The 20,032-nt window shown below is 67.1% G+C and carries 21 protein-coding genes and 2 tRNA genes; 10 read left to right on the top strand and 13 right to left on the bottom strand.

What is annotated here, in order from left to right; translation table 11 throughout:
* Nucleotides 1–143: 143 nt before the first annotated feature.
* Nucleotides 144–216: transfer RNA gene (locus tag AB0J62_RS30910), tRNA-Pro, on the bottom strand.
* 541 nt (nucleotides 217–757) lie between these two features.
* Between AB0J62_RS30910 and AB0J62_RS30915 the strand changes: the two genes are divergently transcribed.
* The 3 genes from AB0J62_RS30915 to AB0J62_RS30925 all read left to right on the top strand — a co-directional run bounded on the left by AB0J62_RS30915 (nucleotide 758) and on the right by AB0J62_RS30925 (nucleotide 2,722).
* Nucleotides 758–833 (top strand) — tRNA-Thr (locus AB0J62_RS30915).
* A 332-nt stretch (nucleotides 834–1,165) separates the two neighbouring features.
* Nucleotides 1,166–1,864 (top strand): hypothetical protein, encoded by a 699-nt coding sequence (locus AB0J62_RS30920; protein WP_363878408.1) that lies wholly within the window; start codon nucleotides 1,166–1,168, stop codon nucleotides 1,862–1,864.
* 363 nt (nucleotides 1,865–2,227) lie between these two features.
* Nucleotides 2,228–2,722 (top strand): hypothetical protein, encoded by a 495-nt coding sequence (locus AB0J62_RS30925; RefSeq protein WP_363878410.1) that lies wholly within the window; start codon nucleotides 2,228–2,230, stop codon nucleotides 2,720–2,722.
* Between the two features lie 55 nt (nucleotides 2,723–2,777).
* On the opposite strand, the gene AB0J62_RS30930 is transcribed toward AB0J62_RS30925, so the two are convergent.
* Nucleotides 2,778–3,056 (bottom strand): hypothetical protein, encoded by a 279-nt coding sequence (locus AB0J62_RS30930; protein WP_363878412.1) that lies wholly within the window; start codon nucleotides 3,054–3,056, stop codon nucleotides 2,778–2,780.
* Between the two features lie 79 nt (nucleotides 3,057–3,135).
* On the opposite strand from AB0J62_RS30930, the gene AB0J62_RS30935 reads away from it, so the two are divergent.
* Entirely contained in the window at nucleotides 3,136–5,244 is a 2,109-nt protein-coding gene (locus AB0J62_RS30935; protein WP_363878414.1) for a hypothetical protein, read from the top strand.
* A gap of 191 nt (nucleotides 5,245–5,435) precedes the next feature.
* On the opposite strand, the gene AB0J62_RS30940 is transcribed toward AB0J62_RS30935, so the two are convergent.
* From AB0J62_RS30940 to AB0J62_RS30960, 5 genes are all read right to left on the bottom strand, one after another.
* Nucleotides 5,436–6,377, bottom strand: coding sequence for a fatty acid desaturase (locus AB0J62_RS30940; RefSeq protein ID WP_363878416.1), 942 nt, complete (start codon nucleotides 6,375–6,377; stop codon nucleotides 5,436–5,438).
* A gap of 284 nt (nucleotides 6,378–6,661) precedes the next feature.
* Nucleotides 6,662–7,354 carry a histidine phosphatase family protein gene (locus AB0J62_RS30945; RefSeq protein WP_363878418.1) on the bottom strand — a complete coding sequence of 231 codons (693 nt, stop codon included), beginning with the start codon at nucleotides 7,352–7,354 and terminating at the stop codon, nucleotides 6,662–6,664.
* Nucleotides 7,351–8,286, bottom strand: a complete 936-nt coding sequence (locus AB0J62_RS30950) for a phosphotransferase (protein ID WP_363878420.1) — start codon at nucleotides 8,284–8,286, stop codon at nucleotides 7,351–7,353. The genes AB0J62_RS30945 and AB0J62_RS30950 overlap by 4 nt, the downstream gene beginning before the upstream one ends.
* Before the next feature lie 78 nt (nucleotides 8,287–8,364).
* Nucleotides 8,365–8,841, bottom strand: coding sequence for an NUDIX hydrolase (locus tag AB0J62_RS30955; RefSeq protein ID WP_363878422.1), 477 nt, complete (start codon nucleotides 8,839–8,841; stop codon nucleotides 8,365–8,367).
* A gap of 10 nt (nucleotides 8,842–8,851) precedes the next feature.
* Nucleotides 8,852–9,346, bottom strand: a complete 495-nt coding sequence (locus tag AB0J62_RS30960) for a hypothetical protein (protein WP_363878424.1) — start codon at nucleotides 9,344–9,346, stop codon at nucleotides 8,852–8,854.
* Between the two features lie 63 nt (nucleotides 9,347–9,409).
* Here AB0J62_RS30960 and AB0J62_RS30965 point away from each other — a divergent pair, with 63 nt between their 5' ends.
* The gene (locus AB0J62_RS30965; protein ID WP_363878426.1) at nucleotides 9,410–9,988 is read left to right on the top strand and encodes a DUF664 domain-containing protein; all 579 of its coding nucleotides are present in this window, start codon (nucleotides 9,410–9,412) and stop codon (nucleotides 9,986–9,988) included.
* On the opposite strand, the gene AB0J62_RS30970 is transcribed toward AB0J62_RS30965, so the two are convergent.
* The 5 genes from AB0J62_RS30970 to AB0J62_RS30990 form a co-directional block, all read right to left on the bottom strand.
* The gene (locus AB0J62_RS30970; protein ID WP_363878428.1) at nucleotides 9,981–11,873 is read right to left on the bottom strand and encodes a heparinase II/III family protein; all 1,893 of its coding nucleotides are present in this window, start codon (nucleotides 11,871–11,873) and stop codon (nucleotides 9,981–9,983) included. The two genes, AB0J62_RS30965 and AB0J62_RS30970, sit on opposite strands and share 8 nt — an antisense overlap.
* A 310-nt stretch (nucleotides 11,874–12,183) precedes the next feature.
* Nucleotides 12,184–12,942 (bottom strand): hypothetical protein, encoded by a 759-nt coding sequence (locus AB0J62_RS30975; protein ID WP_363878430.1) that lies wholly within the window; start codon nucleotides 12,940–12,942, stop codon nucleotides 12,184–12,186.
* A 50-nt stretch (nucleotides 12,943–12,992) separates the two neighbouring features.
* Nucleotides 12,993–13,901, bottom strand: a complete 909-nt coding sequence (locus AB0J62_RS30980) for a hypothetical protein (protein ID WP_363878432.1) — start codon at nucleotides 13,899–13,901, stop codon at nucleotides 12,993–12,995.
* Between the two features lie 55 nt (nucleotides 13,902–13,956).
* Complete coding sequence (locus tag AB0J62_RS30985) at nucleotides 13,957–14,088, bottom strand: hypothetical protein (protein WP_363878434.1); 132 nt, start codon at nucleotides 14,086–14,088, stop codon at nucleotides 13,957–13,959.
* 133 nt (nucleotides 14,089–14,221) lie between these two features.
* Complete coding sequence (locus AB0J62_RS30990; RefSeq protein ID WP_363878436.1) at nucleotides 14,222–14,596, bottom strand: VOC family protein; 375 nt, start codon at nucleotides 14,594–14,596, stop codon at nucleotides 14,222–14,224.
* Nucleotides 14,597–14,716: 120 nt separating this feature from the next.
* Here AB0J62_RS30990 and AB0J62_RS30995 point away from each other — a divergent pair, with 120 nt between their 5' ends.
* Together AB0J62_RS30995 and AB0J62_RS31000 are read left to right on the top strand one after the other, a co-directional pair.
* On the top strand, nucleotides 14,717–15,127 hold the full coding sequence (locus AB0J62_RS30995) for a VOC family protein (protein ID WP_363878438.1): 411 nt from the start codon (nucleotides 14,717–14,719) through the stop codon (nucleotides 15,125–15,127).
* Nucleotides 15,128–15,200: 73 nt separating this feature from the next.
* Entirely contained in the window at nucleotides 15,201–15,722 is a 522-nt protein-coding gene (locus AB0J62_RS31000) for a DinB family protein (RefSeq protein WP_363878440.1), read from the top strand.
* Here the strand turns inward: AB0J62_RS31000 and AB0J62_RS31005 are convergent.
* A complete protein-coding gene (locus tag AB0J62_RS31005; RefSeq protein WP_363878442.1) occupies nucleotides 15,712–16,200 on the bottom strand; it encodes a carboxymuconolactone decarboxylase family protein in 489 nt (162 codons plus the stop codon). The genes AB0J62_RS31000 and AB0J62_RS31005 overlap by 11 nt on opposite strands.
* 166 nt (nucleotides 16,201–16,366) lie before the next feature.
* On the opposite strand from AB0J62_RS31005, the gene AB0J62_RS31010 reads away from it, so the two are divergent.
* From AB0J62_RS31010 to AB0J62_RS31020, 3 genes are all read left to right on the top strand, one after another.
* Nucleotides 16,367–17,263 carry an RNA polymerase sigma-70 factor gene (locus AB0J62_RS31010; RefSeq protein ID WP_363878444.1) on the top strand — a complete coding sequence of 299 codons (897 nt, stop codon included), beginning with the start codon at nucleotides 16,367–16,369 and terminating at the stop codon, nucleotides 17,261–17,263.
* Between the two features lie 161 nt (nucleotides 17,264–17,424).
* Nucleotides 17,425–17,892: a hypothetical protein gene (locus AB0J62_RS31015; RefSeq protein WP_363878446.1), complete on the top strand. Its 468-nt coding sequence runs from the start codon at nucleotides 17,425–17,427 to the stop codon at nucleotides 17,890–17,892.
* A 79-nt stretch (nucleotides 17,893–17,971) separates the two neighbouring features.
* The coding region (locus tag AB0J62_RS31020; RefSeq protein WP_363878448.1) for a DUF222 domain-containing protein at nucleotides 17,972–20,032 on the top strand (2,061 nt) is incomplete at its 3' end.

The raw sequence follows: 20,032 nt of genomic DNA on the forward strand, positions 1-20,032 counted from the left end.
CTACTGCGCGGCACTCGGCACGGCACCTCGCCGCACGGGTGCAAAGGGAACGATGCTCCGCATCGACCCCTTCGCCCCCGCGCGCCGATGCACCGTGCCGAGCACCTGCTCGCTACGGCGCGGAGCCGTCAGACACCCCCTAGTCCAGCTGGGAGGACTCGAACCTCCGATCTCCTCAACCCAAATGAGGTGGCCTGGCCGCTGGCCTACAGCTGGTAATTAGCATGCAATTGTCAATTGTTCGTGCCGGTATTCGTGAATACCGGAAGTAATGCGCACATGAAACTGACCCGGATTCCGGGCAAAAGAAAAGAGCCGCCTGCTGCCGGTGCCCGGCTCAGACGGCTCCTGGAGGTCTCCAGACGCGGAGATCACCCAGGCGGACCGCCTACACGCGGGCTCGGCTCGCTGAGCCGGTGGTATTCGAAGGCGTTGTCGCTCACGGATCGCAGGCATGCCGACAAAACCATACGGCCACGCCGCCAGGTCTTTGTCAGGGTGCTTGCGCCGTACACGATGTCTCCTCAGGGTTTCGGTCCTTGCGGGAAATAGTCTCGCCCATCCCACTCGACGAAGTCAACGCATTTCCCGCATCATTCATTCCGCCGGTTAATTCCTCGCCGCTCCGACGTACGCCGCCCCGCCCAGGTTCCCCGCCCACCCGTCCCCAGGTGATCCGGGCCACAGCCCCACCCCTCCGCCGGCAACCGATTCGGAATCACCCCCCGACTCCCGCTACACTCTTGCCTCGGCACCCGCCGCCTTAGCTCAGTCGGCAGAGCGTCTCACTCGTAATGAGAAGGTCGTCGGTTCGATTCCGACAGGCGGCTCCACCAAACCCCCAGGTCAGAGGCGACTTTCTGACTCTGGGGGTTTCTTCGTTCGGGTGTGCGTGGTGCGGTTCGTGTGCGAGACAGCTATAAGCTTCCCGGCCTGGCCAAGGAGTCGAAGCCGAAGCGACCGCCGGTCTCGGTGTGCGAGTTCGCCGGGACTGCACTCGAGGGTGACTCGGGCACATGGTCAACTTCTCAGTGATTTCTGGTCATTATGGATGCATGGCGGCCAGAGACTTGGTTTTCCAGCCGGGCGACAGAGTCCGCACCTCCGGCCGTTTCGTCTCCGCCCGGATGGCGACTGGCTCGACCTGCAACGCGTCCACGATCTGATGATCAAACCGCCCGGCTGGAAGTCGGAGCTGTCGATCCGCCTGATCGGGGCCGACGCGGCGGCCGTCCCCTCCGAGTTCGGCCCTAATCAGGTCCCGGGCCACATCACGGTGGTCGGGAGGTGGCATGCCCCCGCGCCCGGTGAGCAGGTACGGCTCGGTGACGAGAGCATCGAGGTCGAGACACAGACTCCGGAACGCCCAGCTCCACGGCCACGTGCGGACAGGACCCACCCACCATGCCCGCCACCTCCCGGGGGCTGGCCACAGAACGTGGTCTGGTACGAGGGCTGGCCACATAGCGCGGTCTCGGATCTGGACCTGGACATCCGCGACCTGGAATCGTCCGGAGCGATGGTCCATCGGGCGATCTTCCGTCCCACGGAAGACCAGGAAGTCCTCGTCGTAGCCGCCATCGACGTCGAAGCGGTCACCCGCAGGCTGTCCCCGAGCCTCCCGAATCAACTCTGCGTCGTCCGAAGCCGCTTCACCCGCGCCCAACTGGACGAGGTCGGCGACGTCCTGCACGCCCATTTCCAGGAGTGGCGACTGGAGTCCTTCGGCACCGGAAACTCCGATCCCCAAGGCCAACCCTTCGCCACAGCCGAACCCGTCCGAGTCACCCCCGAACTGGCTGCCTGGGCCGACACCCTTCACGAAGGCCTGCTCTTCCTCAACTCGACCATCACCCCCGCCTGAAATTCAGCAGCCCAACCCCTAGGCAGGAGGGTAGGAGCACCTGGATGGGCTCGGGTGGCCGTCAGCTTGGTCAACGGTGGGATGTCGTGAGGACTGGCCCCGCAGCGTTCGCTCAGGGCGTTCAGGGATGCCGGCGCGTCACGATGGCCGACATGGTCGAGCTGTGCCGTGCCCTTGGGGTCGACCTGTGCGACTTGCTCCGAGGTGTTAGCGAGGACGATCTGCGCGTGCTCGGCCTCGATCGCGGGCGCGCTTAGGGCCGATCGTGTCCCGGCCGTTCTGCCGGGGTGATGTAACCCGGGCCGCTATCTCCAGACGTTCACACCCGGCCGCCATTGCGGCCGGCCGGGATCTCGTACCCGAATGGAGAAGCACGTGAAGCTCACCAAATCCTCGGCGGCCGCGCTCACTGCGACGGCGGCGGTGGCGCTCGGCATGCTGGCGGCGCCGTCCGCGTTCGCGCAGGGCGGCAGCGGCGGCGGTAGCGGCAGCGGTGGCGGGAGCGGCAGCGGAGGCGGCAGCGGTAGCGGCCGCCGGCTCGGTCCGCCGGTCAGCGCCAGCGGCACCGGCACGCTCGGCAGCCCGTGGACGCTGAAGTCCCAGCACGACGACGACGGCCCGGGCCCCGTCGTGGGCGAGGAGTTCCAGATCAAGACGCCCGCCGGGCACGTGTGGACGGTGACGCTGGCCGACAACGGCACGCCGTTCTTCAGCCAGGACGTGACGGCCGACGCAACCGGCCTGTTGGCGATGAGCAAGACCGCCGACCTCGGAATCGACCAGGTCATGTCCGCGCACGCGGTGGACAAGGCCACCGGTGAGGTCGTCGACGGCGCCGTGGACCTGCCGGCGCTCTGACCCAGCGGGCGATGACGGCGGGCGGCGGTCACCCGGGCGACCGTCGCTCGTCCGGTTACGGCGTGAGGATCGCGAGCTCCTGGGGGGCACGGGTCACCGCGACGTAGCGGTCGACCACGCCCTCGATGCCCCCGCCGAACGCCGCCGGGTCGGCGTGCACCACGAGGTCGAAGTCCAGCCCGTTCGCGACTTCCAGCCTTTTCGCCACTTCCAGTGCCGGCGACCGAACCCGGCAAGTCGCCCGGAAGCCGAGATCGCCGATGCCGCAGGCAACTCCCTCGCCCTGACCGGCGAGCCAACCGTCCACAACGGAGCCGCGAAGCGCACCGACCATCCTGTTCGCCGCCCTGGCGTCAGCCGATGGATCGAGACCGCGAGCAACCGTTCCGTCTCCCGAGAGGGGACCTCCCTACATGCGTGCAGTCCAGTTGTTACGCGGATCGCCGCGGCGTAAGGCCATTGCCGGCTTTGTCGCTGCGGCAACGGTCGTGACCGGCTTCTTTGCCGTGCAGGACCTTGCCGGGGCGACCGTCACTACGGCGCCGCCCACCCACCTGCTGGCCGCGGGTCCGACCAACCCGGACAACGGCTTCCCGACCTGGTACAAGGACTCCAACAACCTCAACGTCGGGCTCTGCCTGGACATCAACAACCCGTTCTGCAACCTGGCTGGGGCCGGCGTACCTGACCCGACGCAGCCCGTCAGCTTCCCCGACAACTTCCCGGACGAGGCCTTCTACCAGCTGGCCAGCTCGAAGATCGCCCTGCCCAACGGCACCACCGCGGTGCTGGACGACAACCTCGAGGGCGCGTTCGCCAACGGCGGCCCTGTCCCCGGCGACCAGATCGTCTTCGGCCGGGTCCGGATCCGGATCACCACGCCGTCCACCGGTCACTACGTGATCACCCACCCGTACGGCGTGGACGAGTTCGACGTGACCGACGCGGCGACCCGGAACATCAACTTCACGGAGGACGTCGGCGTCGCTCCCGGCGACTTCACCGGCGCGCTCCGCTCCCGGATCGACCCGTTCCTGCGCTGGAACACCGGCCTGATCACCGGTCCGGACGGCGCGTCGTACCTCGGTGACGGCGTGACCCCGCACGCGATCACCGGCTCCTCGCTGGCCACCAACTTCTTCCGGATCGACGGTCCGAACATCGGTGGCACCGGCATCAACACGATCCAGACCAATCTGTTCACCCTGCAAGGCCGGGTCGCCAGCAACAACGGCGTCGCGCCGACGGCGGTGACCTACACCCGCACCGGTACCACCGGCGGGTTCATCGACGCCTTCGCCCGCTCCGACCCGAACCAGGTCATCCAGGTGACCGGCACTGGCGTCAGCGCCACCACGCTGAAGAGCGACGCGACCGGCAACTACTTCGCCCGGGCCGCGTTCACCGGCACCGACCCACCGGCAACGGTCAATGTCACGAACACCTCGGACCGACCACCGACGACAGTGAAGGTCACAGTGACCGATCAAGTGACCGTGACCAAGGTGACGTACGACGCCGACGTCGGCACCTTGAAGGTCTCCGCGACCTCCAGCGACACGGCCGTGCCGCCGACCCTGACGACCGTGGGCTTCGGCCCACTGACCGCGGGCAACGGGACCTACAACCTCGGTACCGACGGGCAGCCGCCGGCCTTCGTGACCGTCACCTCCTCCAAGGGCGGCACGGACACCGCACCGGTGAACGTCGTCGGCGCCGCCTTCCCGGCCGACCCCGTGGTCGCACAGGCCCCGGCGACGCTGACGGTGCAGCAGGGTCAGACGGTCACGCTCGACGGCGCCGGGTCGCTGAACGCGACCGCGTTCTCCTGGGCGCAGGTCGCCGGCGACCCGGCCGTGACGCTGAACAACGCGAACACGGCAGTCGCCACCTTCACGGCGCCGTCTACGGCGACCACGCTGACGTTCCGGCTCACGGTGCAGGGTCCGGGTGGCCCGCAGACGACCGACACGGTCGTCACGGTCCAGGCCGTCGCCGTGCCGGTGGCGAACGCCGGGCCGGCCCAGACGGTCCTCGTCGGTGACACCGTCACCCTCGACGGCTCGGCCTCCACGGGTGCCACCGGCTTCAAGTGGCTCCAGACCGGCGGTGTGCCGGTGACGCTGTCCAGCACCACCGCGGTCAAGCCGACCTTCAAGATGCCGAACACCCTCAACCCGGTGATCTTCCAGCTGACGGCCGCCGGCCCGGGTGGTGCGGATGTCGCCAGTGTGCAGATCAATCCGAGGCCGGACGTGCTGACCACCACCAGGGTCGAGTACCGCACCGGCACCGGTGAGTGGCGGGTCGAGGGCACGGCCCAGGTGATCACCGGCGACACGATCACCGTCCACATCGGCAACACGCTGGCCGGCACCAAGCTCGGGACCGCGTCCCCGGACGCGCTCGGGGCCTGGAGCGTCCGACTCGTCGGGCCGCCGCCGGACGGCACCAGGACGGTCAGTCTAGAAAGCAGCAGGGGTGGCGTCCTGCTCGGCGTCCCGATCAACGTGCGCAACTAAAGCCAGCGCACTCTGGATAACGCGGCGCCCCGCAGCCTCCGGGCTGCGGGGCACCGTGGCGTTCCCGTCGTCTCGGCGGAGCGGCGAAGCCCCGCTGGTTGCTGGTGGGCCACGTACCGTCCGACGAAGTCACGGAAGCCTCGGTAGAGGATGGTGACCGCGGACGGCTCGAGCGCGTCGCAGTTGTCGGGTCAGGTGGTTGTTGTGCGCTTTTTTTCGAGGCGTTGGGGTTGTGGCCATTTGACGTCGTGGGCCCAGCCGAGTCGTTCGCAGAGGTCGATGATGCGGGCGTTGATGTCGATCTGCCCCTTCAGTACGCCGTGGCGGGCGCAGGTGGGGTCGGCGTGGTGGAGGTTGTGCCAGGACTCGCCCTGGCTGAGGATCGCGAGCCACCAGACGTTCCCGGCCCGGTCGCGGGACTCGAAGGGCTTCCGGCCGGTGACGTGGCAGATCGAGTTGATCGAGAACGTGACGTGGTGCATCAACGCGACCCGGACCAGCGTGCCCCAGAAGAATCCGGTGACCGCGCCGTGCCAGGACATCCCCCAGAGCCCTCCGATGAGCGCAGGAGCCAGGAGTGAGACCGCAACCAGTTCACGGAAGTGCCGCGAGATCGCGACCATGTCGCGGTCCTTCAGAAGGTCCGGCGCGTACTGCTTCGGATCGGCGCGGTCTTCGCCCCACAGCACCCAGCCGGCGTGAGCGAAGATGAAACCCCTGGTCACGGCCCAGGCGGAGGCTCCGTAGCGCCAGGGTGAATGGGGATCGCCGTCGCGATCGGAGAACTTGTGGTGCTTGCGGTGGTCGGCCACCCAGCGGATGACGGGGCCTTCGAGAGCCATGCTGCCGGCGATGGCGAGTGCGATCTTCAGGCCGCGCCTGGCTTTGAAGGCGCCGTGCGTGAAAGCCCGGTGGTACCCGACGCCGATACCGGTGGTCGTGATCACGTAGAACACGACCAGCAGTACGACGTCGTGCCAGCCGATCCAGCCGCCCCAGGCGACGACGATCGCCGGCACCAGCGCGAGTGTGGGTACCACGATGAAGACCCAGATGAGCGCACGCTCGAGCCTGCCGCCGACCGCCTGGAATTCACCAGGCGGTGAATCCTCTTTGTCCACTACTGCCGTCATGATTCACTCCTGGATGTGGTTGCGCCGGGGATCGAACCCGGCTTGAGCGAACTGTGCCCAGCTGCGATTCCATCCAGTCGCGCTGCCGGCAGGCGGTCCAAGTCGGCAACCACTCGGGGTGGCCTTCCTGACGCGCTTGACCATCGTGTTGAGTGCATCGGCTGCAGTCCGAATCGTTCGGGCCTCCAGCGTCGCAGAATCCGACGACCATGGGGAGAAGCCATGAAGGACGCAGCGCTCGACAAGCTCATCCAGCGAGATGACGAAGCGTTTGCTTGCGCGTGTTATTCGCGCAGGTGGTCGGTCTCGTTGAGGGTGACGACCTGGTGGCTGTGGTGGGTGTCGTTGCGACGGAGGGTGGTGATGCTGCCTGAGGTCAGGGGGAAGAAGACGCGGTCCGTCGACCTCATCGGCATGCCGATCCAGGCGGCGATCAGGTAGCTGGATGCGGAGCCGTGCGACACGATGATCTGGGTCGTGGCTGGTCGCCTGAGGATGTCGTCGAGGGCGGGGTACAGGCGTTCGACCAGGGCGAGGCGTGTCTCGGTGCCGGCTGGGCCGTCGTGGTGGCCGAGGCGGTCGCCGTACTCCGGGAGCGGGATGCGGCGTTCGGCTAGCCACGCCTGGGGACGCCCGTCCGCCTCGCCGTTGGACCGCTCGCGGAGGCGCGTGTCGGTGTGGACCTCGACGGAGAATCTCCGAGCGATCCGCTCCGCCGCCTGGCTGGCTCGGCGTAGGTCGGAGGAGTAGACCTCGACCGGCTCAAAAACCGGGTCGACGCGGTCCCGGTGATCACCGGCCGGGTCGACGCCGTCCGGGCGATCGCCGGCCTGTCCGATTCGGCTGGCGAGTACGTCGGCGATGCGTTCGGCCTGGCGGTGTCCGCGGGCGGTCAGAACTGAGTCGTGCCAGCCGCCGACCAGGCCGTCGACGTGGTGCTGTGCCTCGGGATGCGTGACGAGGTAGATGTGCCTCATTGCTCTCCGGTCAGGTCGAGGAAGAAGAGCATGGAGTGGCTGTCTGCGGGACTTTGTACGTGGGCGCCCGCGCGGAGCATGTTCGTGAGGATGTCGACTCCGGTCGCGGCGGCGTAGGCGGCGATCAGGTCCACGGCGAGCTCGGCTTCGCGGTCGGTCAGGCGGCGCGTTGCGTCGTACGCCTCGATCAGTTCCTTGATGCGGGTGAGGTCCGCGTGGCGGTCGGGGGCGCGGACCCAGGTCTCGGCGATGCGGCCGAGATCGTACAGCTGGAACGACGTCATGCAGTCGTCGAAGTCGATCAAGGCGGTGATCTCGCCAGCTTCGTCGAGCAGGAGGTTGACCGCGCTGATGTCGTTGTGGACGAGGCCTCGGCGCAGACCTGACGGGTTGGTGTAGACGTCGGCGAGCTTCTCCTCCAGCGCGGTCAGGCGGCGCGTTGCTTCCCGGAGTACGGGGAGGTCGGCGTACGGCGATCGTAGGAAGGTCTCGACGCGCTGGAGAGGATCAAGCCGTGTCGTCTTTGCGCCGTCGAAGCTCTGATCTGCAGCCAGGACGTGCAGTTGGGCGGCCAGTTCCGCGGCGTCGCGGCCGAGCCGCAGGTCGGCCGAGAAGTACCCGTCCAGAAGGCCAGTCGGATGCGCGCCGGCGGCGTACGTGAAGAGCGCTGCCGGTCGATCGTCCATCGTGCCCCAGAGCGATCCGTCGCTTGCCCTGACCGGGGCCGGCGTGGGGAAGCCGCGCTGCGCGAGAAACTCCGTCGCCTGCAGCTCGTACTCCACCTCGGCCGGCGTGCTGCTGCTGTAGCTCCGGGCAACAAACGCGCCGTCAACCAACCAGCTGCGGTTCTTCTCGCCACCGACGAGCGGCACGACACTCACCGCATCAACGCCCCGCCCACGAAGAAAGCCAGTCAGGTCCGAGGCGCTCATGGCCTCCGACCCTTCCACGCACGCCGAGCCGACGCCACCCCTTTCAGTCGGCGCCGTAGCGTCGTCGTACGCAGGAGCCTATGAGTTCGGCTCCCAGCTCCAGGTCTTGTCGTCGGACGTGAAGGTCCAGTGCTCCCGTCGTACGCCGCACGTCAGGTAGTCGATCGTCGGCACCGCGATGGGTGGATACGGCAGCTGGCTGAGTCGTCGTACGGCGTCCTCGGGCGAGAACCAGCGGACCTCCATCACCGACCCGTCCGGATCGTCGATCGCGAACGCCGGGTCCTGCACGTCCACCACGTAGTTCCACGACCGCGACGTCACGCGACCGCCGATCAACACCTCAGTCGTCCACACGAGCGCAAGATCCGCCTCGACAGCCAGCAGCCCCGACTCCTCGCGCAGCTCGCGAATCGCGCCGGCTCCCGGGGTCTCGCCTTCCTCGACGGCGCCGCTCGGAAGATTCCAGTACGGCGCATCCCACGCCTCGTACTGCTCCCGAACAAGCGCCACCTGACCGCCGTACCGCGCGATCACCCCCGCGTACCGTCCCATCCGTCGAACCCTAGTCGGGTAGGTGGGGGAGGACCTCGTCGTGGGACCAGGTGTTGGTGAGTACGGCGCTGAGGGCCGGATCGGGCGACTCGGTGAGGTAGGGCGTTTCGTCGGGGTTGCGGACGGTTGCGATGACGGGAGCCGCAAGCAAGCCCCATGGGGAGATCTTGTTGGCCAGGAAACCCTCGAGACGTAGGTCGGTGTACTCCGGCTCCCACCAGACCGCGAACGTCGGCTGTAACTGAGCGGGATGGATGCCGAGCCAAGCGCCGAACGTGACCCGATAGCCGCCGTCGAGCTGCACCGGCAGAAGAACCCGGACGAACGCCCCCGCCCCCGGAACCTGCATCATCACGGACTCGCGAGGCGTCCCATGACTGAGCCAGGTGTCGGGCGTGCGCTCCTGGTCCGGCAGATGCAGGACGGGGTCCGGCAGGGTGAATCGAATGTGGCGATCGTGGGCGTCCAGGCCCCGGCCGCAGCTCGGGCAGGTGTCGGCTGACATGCCGAGAAGTATGGCCGACGGTTCCGGAAGGGGAGTGTCCGGAATGGGGGTTAGGTTGCCGGTATGGCTGAGAATGAGTGGGTTTCGCCGTGGTGGGAGCCGCCTCTTGCGGGAAGCGACGCGGAGCAACTGGTCGGGGCGTTGGATCGGTTGCGTACGACCTTCCGGTACAAGGTGGACGAGCTGGACGCCGACGGGCTGAACACGCGAATCGGGAAGTCGTCGATGACGCTCGGTGGGTTGACGAAGCATCTTGCGGCGAACGAGGACTACATGTTCAACGTGAAGTTCCGTGGGTTGCCGATGGGCGGGCCGTGGGTGGAGAACGGCTGGCGGGACGACAACGACTGGGAGTTCGACTCCGCGGTCGACAACACCCCGGAGGAGCTGTACGCGCTGTGGGACGGCGCAGTCGAGCGGTCCCGCGCGACGCTCGCCGCAGCCATCGCGGAAGGCGGGCTCGACCAGCCGGCCGACATCAGCTGGCCGAACGGGCAGCACGCGAGCCTGCGTCGCCTCGTCTGCGACCTGATCGAGGAGTACGGACGCCACACCGGCCACGCCGATCTCATCCGCGAGGCCGTCGACGGGCGGGTCGGCGAGGACCCGCCCAGCGACTGGAAGCCCAAGAGCACTACTTGATCCGCTGCAGGGTGCCGTCCTGGGAGACGGCGATGACCGTGGTCACGCCGTCGACCTTCAGGTTCAGCAGCATGCGGGAGCCCTGCTGCTTGGTGGTGTAGCTGACGACGGCGTTGGTGCGGGTCGCCGCGATCACGGACAGGATGCTCGCGTCATGCCCGGAGCGGTTGAACTTCACCACCGGCGCCGGCGCCCGCTTGTCGATCGTCCTGTAGTGCCACCCTTGGATCGGATCCCGCGAACCAGAGACAACCTCGATCGGCGTCGTCTGCTGCTGGAACGGGATCTGCAGCAGCGTCGTCTTCACCCGATCGCCCGGCTTGGCCGCCACCGCACGGTCGTTGCCGCTGACAACCACCTTCTGATCCGAAGGCAGGTGCCAGAGCGTCGAGTAGTCCTCGGCGGACCCGGACCTACCGCGGTCCAGCACGACCATCAGGTCCGGGTCCTTCAGCACGAGTACGTCCCGGGTCCGGTCGATGCCGGCGCCCGGCGAATCGTGCAGCTCGTAGTACTCCGACGTCGCGCCGATCGACGACCGCGTCAGACGGGTTTCGGGGTGCCCGGTCGCCGACTTCACCGTCAGCTCGTTGTGCGCGAACTGGCTCTTCGCCCAGAACCGCCAGTCGTCGATCTTGTACCCGGCATGCCCGCCGTCGATCAGGATGTCGCGCCCGTGCGACGTGTACGTGACGGACGTGTGGTCGTTGTGCCCGTGCAGCTTCTGCGACGGCCCGAACCGGATGCTGTACGTCGACTCCTGCATGAACGGCCGCGTCTCACCCCAACCGGTGCGTCCGAAAACGTACCCGGCGTCAAAGATCCCGACCCGCTGCGTCGGCCGGATCCCCTGCTTGCCGAGCGTCCCGGCGTACTCCAGAACGGTCCCGGGAACGGGTACCGTCCGCACGACCTCCGAGTCGCCCAGCTGCGGCAGGTTCCCGAGCGAGTTCGTTGCCAGCGCGAGCCATTTCGCGAGTTCCCGGCGGCGCGCGACGATCGTCGTACCGGGATCGACACCGCACTTGCGCAGTACGTCGATCGCCCGTCCCCAGAGCGCGTAGTTGAACTGCGCGTACGCCGTGGACTGCTCGTTCGTCGATCCCTGCGTGTCGATGGAGGTCTTGATCGCGCTCGTCAGCCGATCGGACGCGATCTTCTTCAGGTCGTTGCGCTGCAGCGTGCACCCGATCCCGAACAGCGCGAGGCTCTCGTCGGTGCCGTGGTTCCAGTCGCCGCTGTAGTTCTTCTGCAGGAACCACGCGTGCTCCATCAGCGCGTCGTCCAGCCAGGTGTACGTCAACGGCAACTTGACCACATGCAATCCGGACAGCACCGCCTGCCGTAGGCAGATCAGCACGTTGGTGCGGTGCATCGTCGACTCGTACGCGCCGACGTCGGACTTCCACGAGTACGGATTGTCGTTGACCCAGTCGCGCGCGATGTTGCTGACCCGTTGCAGCGCTCGCTTGTCGCCGCGTGCGCCGGCGTTGATTCCTTGCCCCAGCCAACGAAGCGAGTGCAGCCACATGTACCAGCTGGGGTTCTTGTCCGGGTTGATCCGCCAGTTGATGTTTCCCTTGCCGTCGCCGACCTTCGTGGGCGGCGTCGTACCCCAGGTGAACTTGTCCTGGTAGAGGTTCGCGACCGGGTTCGCGTGGTCGATCCCGCTGTACGCCGGGCACGTGTAGGTGTTCTGCTTCACGGGTGTCGGCGGTGCCGTCGGCGGTTCGGGAGTGTGGCTCACGGTCGGGTCCGGGGCCGCCTCCGGCTCGGAGCCGCCCCACGGGATCACCAGTACGGCGGCCAGTACGGCGGCGCTCACGAGCAGCGGGATCATGAGTCGGAGCGTCGTTCTGGTCGTACGCAGATGTCTCGCGGGCATCGTTGGTCCTCCCCACATGCTTGGCGCATGCCTCTTCTGGCCTAGACCTGAATTCGGGTAGGGCGCTCCCCGGGAAAATGGTCAGGTTGGTATTTGCTGCTACGTCGCGGTGGTGTTCAAGAAACGTTCGGAGGACCGTGAAAGGTTGCTACCGGCATCGGTTGTGATGCCGGTCATGCTCCGGTCTGGTACGTCGCCATCGGTTCCCCCCGAGATGCAGATTCGTTCCTCTGTCATGTAGATGTCTTGAGCGGTCAAAAGGTTGCATCGGACCGGTCACTCCGGTTGGGTGTTGCCCGGAAGGGCAGCGTCAACCTCGCCGGATCGCCTGCAGAATCAGGGCGTTCCGCGCGTTCTGCCCGGCGGGCACGGTGGTGTGCCGGCCGTCGCGCAGGTCGGTGTGGATCCGTTCGGGCCGTGCCGCGAGGAACTCGGCCCACGGCACGATCCGCAGGTTCGCGTGCTGGTCTCGAGCTTGCTCCAGTTGGAGATCGATCCATTCGCTGTTGCGTTGGTCGGCCACCTGCACCGACGCCGGCTCATCGGTGCGCGAGACCTGAACGTTCACCCAGTACACGGTCCGGTCCGGGCCGGCGATCCGGAGCGCTCGCTCGACCTGTGCGGCGAACGCCGGCGGATCGAAGATGTCGTTCGAGCCGACCGCCATCACGATCCGCTTCGGCAGGCCGTACGTATGAGCCCACGAAGTCATCGCGTCGACAGCAGCCGAGGTCGGCTGGCCGGACCAGCTGTACTCCGCGAACGTCGTACCCAACTGTTGTCCGAGGAGTCGACCGAGCGCTCCGCCGTCCTGTACGGCGATGCTGTCGCCGAACAGCACTACGCCGTTCGTCGAGACGACGTGACGGACCTGGGCGCCGCTGGAGATGACGCGGTTGTTCCCCTGCCAGGAACCGAGCGCGCCGGAACCATAGCTTCCTGCGCTGACGGCGGATGTGGTCGTCTTCGCATGCGCGGCCGGGGCGTCGAGGTGCAGGAGCGCCAGGAGGAACGCGGTCAGAACCACAACGATGGCGGCCGACGTCGACCAACTCCGGATGTGTGACATGACTCGTCCCTTTCCGTACTGCGGACGCGGAGGGAGGCCGAGCGGTTGTCCTAGCGGCTGTTCTTGATCGCCTCGGTGATCAGCTCGTTGCGGGCACTGCCGCCGAGGGGCTCGCTGGTGTGTACGCCGTCGCGCAGGTACGGCGTGGGCCCGTCCGGCCGCGAGGTGAGGAACGAGGACCAGTCGATGATCCGCAGGTTCGGGTGGTTGAGCGAAGCCTCGTAGAGCTCGTTGTTGACCCAGGCGCTGTTCGCGAGATCCGCATCCCGTACGGCGGGCGGCTGCTTGGTGCGGCTGACGTACACGTTCACCCAGTACACCGTCCGGTCCGGCCCGGCGATCTTCATCGCGCGTTCGACCTGGGCGGCGAAGGCGGGCGGGTCGAAGATGTCGTTCGTACCGACGGCCATCACGATCCGCCGGGGCAGACCGTAGTCACGCGACCACTGCTCGAGTGCGTCGACCGCCGCCGAGGTGGGTTGACCGGACCAGTCGTGGAAGGCGATCGAGTCGCCGGTGCTGTCGGCCAGCCGCCGTTCGAGCGACGCGCTGTCCTGTACGGCGATGCTGTCGCCGAACAGGAAGATGCCGTCGAACGTGAGCGTGTCGCGGATCTGGTCCTCGGGGGAGATCCGCCGGATCAGGTCCTGCCACGGGCCGAGCGTGCCCGACCCGTACCGGCCGGCGCCTGTCGTCGGCACGCTGTACGAACCGGTGCCGTCGGCTGTGGTGTCGGCATCGGTGGTCCGCGGCTCGAGGACGACGAGCACGCCCGCGAGCACAGCCAGTACGACCAGCGTGACGAAGATCGAGGCGACTGACCCCAGGAACGCCCGGAGTAGCGAGACGCGCTCGTGGTGAGGATGGAGGTGGACCTGTTTCAGCGTGCGCCCACCCCCCAGCATGAGTCGTCGTCTCCGCACCGCGACATGACGCGGCGCGCCCCGAACCTGGTGCATCCCCCGGCTCCTACTTACTAAACGCTCCGGCCGCCCATTTGGTTGCATCGGGCGGTCAGTGCTTCAGCGTGTACCCCTCACCCGTCAGACGAGCCCGAAGGTCCTTGACCTCGTCCCGCCGCATCCCCCGCCGCCGAGGCTCCCCGTCCTCAGCAGCCTTCTTCTTCCGCCGCCACCACCACTTCACCCCTCAAGCATCCCCGAAGACCGGACCCACGCATAGGGTTCCGGCCCATGCCGCATTCAAGCCGAACCCGGCGCAGGTGGTCGCGTTTGACGGAAAGTGGGCGCTCGACCACGACGCGTGGAACCCCAGCCGATCAGGCGGCGCGTTCGGCTTCGCTGCGTTCGACGCAGAACTCGTTGCCTTCGGGGTCTTTCATGGTCACCCAGCCACGGCCGTCGGGGAGGCGGTGGTCCTCGTGGATCGTGCCGCCGAGGGAGAGGATGCGCTCGACCTCTTCGTTGCGGGAGCGCTCGGTCGGGCCCCAGTCCAGGTGCACCCGGTTCTTCACCGACTTACCTTCCGGTACTGCGATGAACAGCAGCCCGGGAACCGGCGCGGGCGCCACCACCAGCACCTCGTCGTCGCCCGGTACGTCGCCATCGGCGACCGGCCAGCCGGTCACGGTACTCCAGAATCGGGCCAGCTCGTAGGGGTCGGCCGCATCGATGGTGATGTGTCGCAGGATCATCCCGAGACCTTAACCGGACGGCCGGGTTCGAGGTGTCGCGGACTGTCGGCGGCCGGGTTTACTGTGCGGGCATAAGCGCCGTACCAGAGGGTTCGGCTTGTTGGGGGAAGGAACGATTCGATGGCATCCCGGCTCAATCCGTACATTCAGTTCAAGAGTGAAGCGCGTCCGGCGATGGAGTTCTACCAGGGGATTTTCGGCGGGGAGCTGGCCAAGAACACCTTCAAGGAGTTCGGCTCAGGCCACGGCCCCGAGGACGACGAGCTGCTGATGCACGCCCAGCTCGAGACCCCGAGCGGGTTCACGCTGATGGCGGCCGACACCCCGCAGGGCATGCCGTACAACCCGGGCGACAACATCGCGATCAGCCTGAGCGGCGACGGCGACGAGCTGCGCGGGTACTACGAGAAGCTGTCCGCCGACGGCGGCAAGGTGACGGTCCCGCTGGAGAAGCAGATGTGGGGCGACGAGTTCGGCATGGTGACCGACAAGTTCGGCATCAACTGGATGGTCAACATCGGCGCGAGCTGATTCCGCCGCGCGTGCCCGGCCCGGGGCGAAATGCAGTACCCCGGGCCGGGCGGGCACGGCTAGCTTGGCCTGCATGGGACTCAACGACCTGCTGTACGACCCCATCCGGCACAACAACTGGGCGACCGGCAGCCTGACCCGGTTCTGCCTGGACCAGAAACTCACGGCCGAACAGCTGGAGATCACCGGCGTCGGCACGTACGGCGGCATTCTCGCGACGCTCGACCACATCGTCCGGTGCGACGGCAGCTACCTGCGCCGGATCGTGGACCGGCCGCTCGACTACGTGGACAGCGACCCAGCGACCGGCCTCGAGACCATCGAGGGCTGGAACGCCGAGGCCGGCGCGCTGTGGGAGGTGTTCCTGACCCAGCCGATCGACGTCGAACGCGTGATCGTCGTCGACAACAACACCCGCGGTACCCGGGTCGGCATCTTCATCGCCCAGGCGATCAACCACGCCAACCACCACCGCGAACAGGTCTGTGCGATCCTCACCGGCCTCGGCATCGAGCCGCCGGACATCCAGGCGTGGGAGTACGCCTGGGAGTCCGAGCGGATCTGGGACCTGCCTGCCAGCGGGGTTACCGGTTGATCGCGGCTGCCATCAGGCCGGGCTCGTAGGAGCCGCCGAGCTGGTTGAAGGTCACGGCCATCCGGTTGGTGGCGTTGATCATCGCGATCAGCGTCACCAGCGCGATCAGCTGGTCCTCGTCGTAGTACTTCGCAGCCCGGGCCCAGGTCTCGTCGGAGACACCCTCGGAGGCGTCGGCCAGCCGGGTCGCCTCCTCGGTGAGCGCCAGCGCGGCCTGCTCCTCCTCGGTGAAGACCGTCGAGTGCCTCCACCCGGCGACCAGGTTCAGCCGGGTCGTGGTCTCGCCTTCCGCCGCGGCCTCCTTGGAGTGGATGTCGATGCAGTGCCCGCAGCCGTTGATCTGGCTGGCGCGGAGCATGACCAGGTTCTGCGTCGCGTGCGGCAGCGAGGTCTGCTGCAACATTCCGTGTACTGCGAACAGCCGCTTCGCCAGCTTGGCGCCGAACTCGCTCTGCATCACGTCGATACGGGGTTCCATCGTCGTTGTCCTTACTGGTGAGATCTACTGGATGACCACGAGATGCCGCCGACGGATGTGCCGTGACGGTCCCAGGACGTGACGAGCGCCATACCGGAGTACGTGTCACAGAAATCCGGCGGCCGGCATCTGATGGGCGACACCCGCGCGGACAAGGAGTTCAGCCATGACCGGTACCGACAAAGCCACCGAGGCTTTCGTTGCCCATCGCAACCTCCTGTTCACGGTCGCGTACGAGCTCCTCGGCTCGGCCGCGGATGCCGAGGACGTCCTCCAGGAGACCTGGCTGCGCTGGGTCGGGGTCGACCTCGACACGGTACTGGACCAGCGCGCGTACCTGGTCCGCATCGCCAGCCGACAGGCCCTCCAGCGCCTCCGCACGCTGGGTCGGCGCAAGGAGTCGTACGTCGGCCCGTGGCTACCCGAACCGCTCCTCACCGCGCCCGATGTGGCCGAGGACGTCGAACTCGCCGACAGCGTCTCGATGGCAATGCTCCTGGTCCTCGAGACCCTGAAGCCCACCGAACGCGCCGTCTTCGTCCTCCGTGAGGTCTTCGGCCTCGAGTACGACGAGATCGCCGAGGCCGTCGACAAGAAACCGGACGCCGTCCGCCAGATAGCCCACCGAGCCCGCTCCCACGTAGCCGCCCGGCGCCCCCGCGGCGTCGTCTCCGCCGACCAGACCCGGGACGCGCTGGCCGCGTTTCAGCGCGCCGTGAACACCGGCGACCTCCAAGGCTTGGTGGACATCCTCGCCCCCGACGTGGTCTTCCTCGGCGACGGCGGCGGCGTGGTCCAGGCCGTCCCACGCCCGGTCGTAGGCGCCGACAAGGTCGCCCGCCTCCTGGCCATGGGCATCACCCGCCTGGCCGACGCCTCCCTGGAGGTAACCCACATCAACGGCCAACCGGCACTCATCCTCCGCTTCGGCGAGGAAGTCGACACCGTCACCGTCCTCCACGTCGACAACGGCCTGATCGCCGGCATGTACGCCGTCCGAAACCCCGCCAAGCTCTCCCACCTAGCCGAGGAAATAACCCTCACCCGCAGCTCCGACACCTGAGCCAATCAACCGCATCACGACCAGACGAAGGCCAACAGGACGACGTAGCCGCCGCATGACCACCGAACAATCACCTACTACTACGCCCGGCATAACCCGCCGGAGAAGCGATGACTCTTCCACCATTGATCCTGACGGGTGGCCCCGCGGTAGGAAAAAGTGTGACGGCGCGTGCCCTGGCGGAAGGTCGTCCAAGGTGTGCGTTCATCGACGTGGATGACGTACGCCAGCTGGTCATCAGCGGCGCCACCGCTCCGTGGGAGGGACGGGAAGGCCGGCAACAGCAGAGGCTCGGTGTGACGAATGCCTGCAGCCTTGCTCGCAATTTCCTGGCTACGGGCTTTGAAGTCGTCGTCGCAGACGTGCTGACGCCAGAGACCTGCGGCTTGTACAGACAGGAGCTTCCCGGGTCGCTGATCGTGCACATGAAGGTTGACTTGCGAGAGGCGATGCGGCGTGCGGCGTCCCGGAAGGTCTGGCTGACTGACGACGAGTTCCGACTGCTGCACAAGGCGGACGCGGCGAACCCGCCGGACGCCGACCACCACATCCGGGTAGACACACTCGACTTGCCGAACCAGGTCGAGTTGGTGGCGGGCCTGTGGATATCGCCTCAATCAGCTTCGTAGTTGTTGATGGCTGGATCGCCTTGAAAATAAGGGGATTCGAGTTTGAAAACTGTCGGAGGGCACGCCTATCGTTGTGGGCATGGAGCCTCTGGGTGAGCGGCCGGTCTGGTCGATGAGCGACAGCGAGCTGCTGCCGACCATCGACCAGGTGGACGCTGCGGTCACCCAGCTTCTGACCTACCGTCTGCAGCTCATCGCCCGTGTCGACGAGATCGGCCTGGCCTCGGAGCTCGGTGCCCGCGACACCGCCGAGCTACTTGCCATGCGCCACCGCATCGACCGCCGCGATGCCCATCGCGACGTCAAGCTGTCTCGCAGTCTGCCGAAGTACGGCGCGGTGTCGACAGCCCTCACAGATGGGACTCGCCCGCTGCGTCCGGCCCAGGCGAGCGTCATTGTCACCGCGCTGGAGCGAGTCGGCTCCAGAGTCGCGCTGGAAGAGCTCGAGGTGGCAGAGGAACAGTTGGTCAACCTCGCCGCGCACCTGTCACCAGGCGAGCTCGCCAAGGCCGCACGACAGATCTGTGACCTGCTGGACTCCGACGGTCCCGAGCCCGACGAGAACGCTGCGTACGCCCGCGAATCGCTGACCCTGATCGAGGCCGAGAACGGCGTGAAGTTCCGCGGCTACCTGGCCAACGAGAACGCCGAGCTGCTCCGATCCCGCATCCACGCCGCCGCCCGCCCCCACAAAACCGCAGACGGCGAGCTCGACCCACGCTCCCGCGAACAACGCCAAGCCGACGCCCTCACAGCCTCACTGACCATCGCCGCCGCAGCCGCCGAGAGCGGCTTCAAGCCACCCGCCACTGAGGCACGTCCCACGGACGACGGCGGCCCAGAAAACCTTCCGCCGGTCCCAGCGGCAGAAGACGTCGCCGCGAACGCTGCCACGCATGAGGGCGTCGCGCATGACGGCGTCACGCATCAGGGTGCCATGCATCGTGCGGATCGTTGGGTGCCTGGGTTCGGCGCGAAGGCGAACATCACTGTCACGATCGACTTCGAGGACCTGAAGTCGGCCCTCGCCGAGGCGACCGGGGAACTCGTGTACGGCGATGGGCTGTCGGCTGCTGCGATCCGTCGGATGGCGTGTGACGCGAAGATCATCCCGCTGGTGCTCGGATCCAACTCCGAGCCTCTCGACGTCGGACGGGCCGAACGCCTGGTGACACGGGCGATGCGTCGTGCCTTGAATGTTCGCGACAAGGGCTGCGTGGTGTGTGGCGCCCCGCCGATCCACTGCGACGCACACCATCTCCGATCGTGGATCGACGGCGGAGAAACCGCGATCCACAACCTGGTACTCCTCTGCCGGGGACACCATCGCGCCCTCCACGCCGGCCACTGGATCATCACCATCACCGACGGACAGGTCCGGGTATCCCGCCCCACGTGGGCTGATCCACCACCCCAACCAACACCGAGCATCTCAACTCTCCTCGACGCACCCCTCGCCCTGCGACCAGATACCCCTGCCCAGCGGTCAGACGGCGGTGCCGTCGCAGGACCCGGCACTACAGGTGCCACGGGATCTGCCGCGCCGAGGCGCCGTTCTGACGGGCGTTCAGGTCAGCGTTCCAGTCGTTGGGCGGCCGACGAAGCGATGCTGCAGGAAGCCGCCCGCTTCGCGGTCTGGGGCGAGTCCACGGCGACCGAGGCCGCTGACAGCGCTGGGCGCACGCGAGACACCTCATCGACTTCAAGTGATCTGATTGGCCTGGACCCTTGGGGGCGATACAGCACTCATCTAACGAGCCGCGCCCGTCGTGGGGCCACACCAAGCCGACGTGCAGGCACGTTCGCTCCATTGACGAGGAGGGTCCTGAGCTGGTGGATGGGAGCTAGCTCCGTAGTGCAGCGTGGCTTGGGGCATTGGGGTTACAGCGACAACGTGTCGATCGCCCGGCTCGCCCGCAGGGAATGCGCAGGATCGCTCGGAATGCGGCATGACCAGCGTTGCCTACGGTCAGTTGTCGACGGCGATCACCTGGGGTGTCGCGAACCATGCAGCCGTGGGCCAGCTGTCCGTGCAAGCACCGTCCGTGCAAGCACCGTCCGTGCAAGCACCGTCCGTGCAAGCACCGTCCGTGCAAGCACCGTCCGTGCAAGCACCGTCCGTGCAAGCAGCGTCCGTTCC

The organism is Kribbella sp. NPDC049584 (assembly GCF_040675555.1).
Taxonomy (GTDB): Bacteria; Actinomycetota; Actinomycetes; order Propionibacteriales; family Kribbellaceae; genus Kribbella.

Excerpts from the sequence above, each read along its gene's own strand:
- AB0J62_RS30920 (WP_363878408.1), top strand. The coding sequence starts at position 1,166 with ATGATCAAACCGCCCGGCTGGAAGTCGGAGCTGTCGATCCGCCTGATC.
- AB0J62_RS30925 (WP_363878410.1), top strand. The coding sequence starts at position 2,228 with ATGGAGAAGCACGTGAAGCTCACCAAATCCTCGGCGGCCGCGCTCACT.
- AB0J62_RS30930 (WP_363878412.1), bottom strand. The coding sequence starts at position 3,056 with ATGGTCGGTGCGCTTCGCGGCTCCGTTGTGGACGGTTGGCTCGCCGGT.
- AB0J62_RS30935 (WP_363878414.1), top strand. The coding sequence starts at position 3,136 with ATGCGTGCAGTCCAGTTGTTACGCGGATCGCCGCGGCGTAAGGCCATT.
- AB0J62_RS30940 (WP_363878416.1), bottom strand. The coding sequence starts at position 6,377 with ATGACGGCAGTAGTGGACAAAGAGGATTCACCGCCTGGTGAATTCCAG.
- AB0J62_RS30945 (WP_363878418.1), bottom strand. The coding sequence starts at position 7,354 with ATGAGGCACATCTACCTCGTCACGCATCCCGAGGCACAGCACCACGTC.
- AB0J62_RS30950 (WP_363878420.1), bottom strand. The coding sequence starts at position 8,286 with ATGAGCGCCTCGGACCTGACTGGCTTTCTTCGTGGGCGGGGCGTTGAT.
- AB0J62_RS30955 (WP_363878422.1), bottom strand. The coding sequence starts at position 8,841 with ATGGGACGGTACGCGGGGGTGATCGCGCGGTACGGCGGTCAGGTGGCG.
- AB0J62_RS30960 (WP_363878424.1), bottom strand. The coding sequence starts at position 9,346 with ATGTCAGCCGACACCTGCCCGAGCTGCGGCCGGGGCCTGGACGCCCAC.
- AB0J62_RS30965 (WP_363878426.1), top strand. The coding sequence starts at position 9,410 with ATGGCTGAGAATGAGTGGGTTTCGCCGTGGTGGGAGCCGCCTCTTGCG.
- AB0J62_RS30970 (WP_363878428.1), bottom strand. The coding sequence starts at position 11,873 with ATGCCCGCGAGACATCTGCGTACGACCAGAACGACGCTCCGACTCATG.
- AB0J62_RS30975 (WP_363878430.1), bottom strand. The coding sequence starts at position 12,942 with ATGTCACACATCCGGAGTTGGTCGACGTCGGCCGCCATCGTTGTGGTT.
- AB0J62_RS30980 (WP_363878432.1), bottom strand. The coding sequence starts at position 13,901 with ATGCACCAGGTTCGGGGCGCGCCGCGTCATGTCGCGGTGCGGAGACGA.
- AB0J62_RS30990 (WP_363878436.1), bottom strand. The coding sequence starts at position 14,596 with ATGATCCTGCGACACATCACCATCGATGCGGCCGACCCCTACGAGCTG.
- AB0J62_RS30995 (WP_363878438.1), top strand. The coding sequence starts at position 14,717 with ATGGCATCCCGGCTCAATCCGTACATTCAGTTCAAGAGTGAAGCGCGT.
- AB0J62_RS31000 (WP_363878440.1), top strand. The coding sequence starts at position 15,201 with ATGGGACTCAACGACCTGCTGTACGACCCCATCCGGCACAACAACTGG.
- AB0J62_RS31005 (WP_363878442.1), bottom strand. The coding sequence starts at position 16,200 with ATGGAACCCCGTATCGACGTGATGCAGAGCGAGTTCGGCGCCAAGCTG.
- AB0J62_RS31010 (WP_363878444.1), top strand. The coding sequence starts at position 16,367 with ATGACCGGTACCGACAAAGCCACCGAGGCTTTCGTTGCCCATCGCAAC.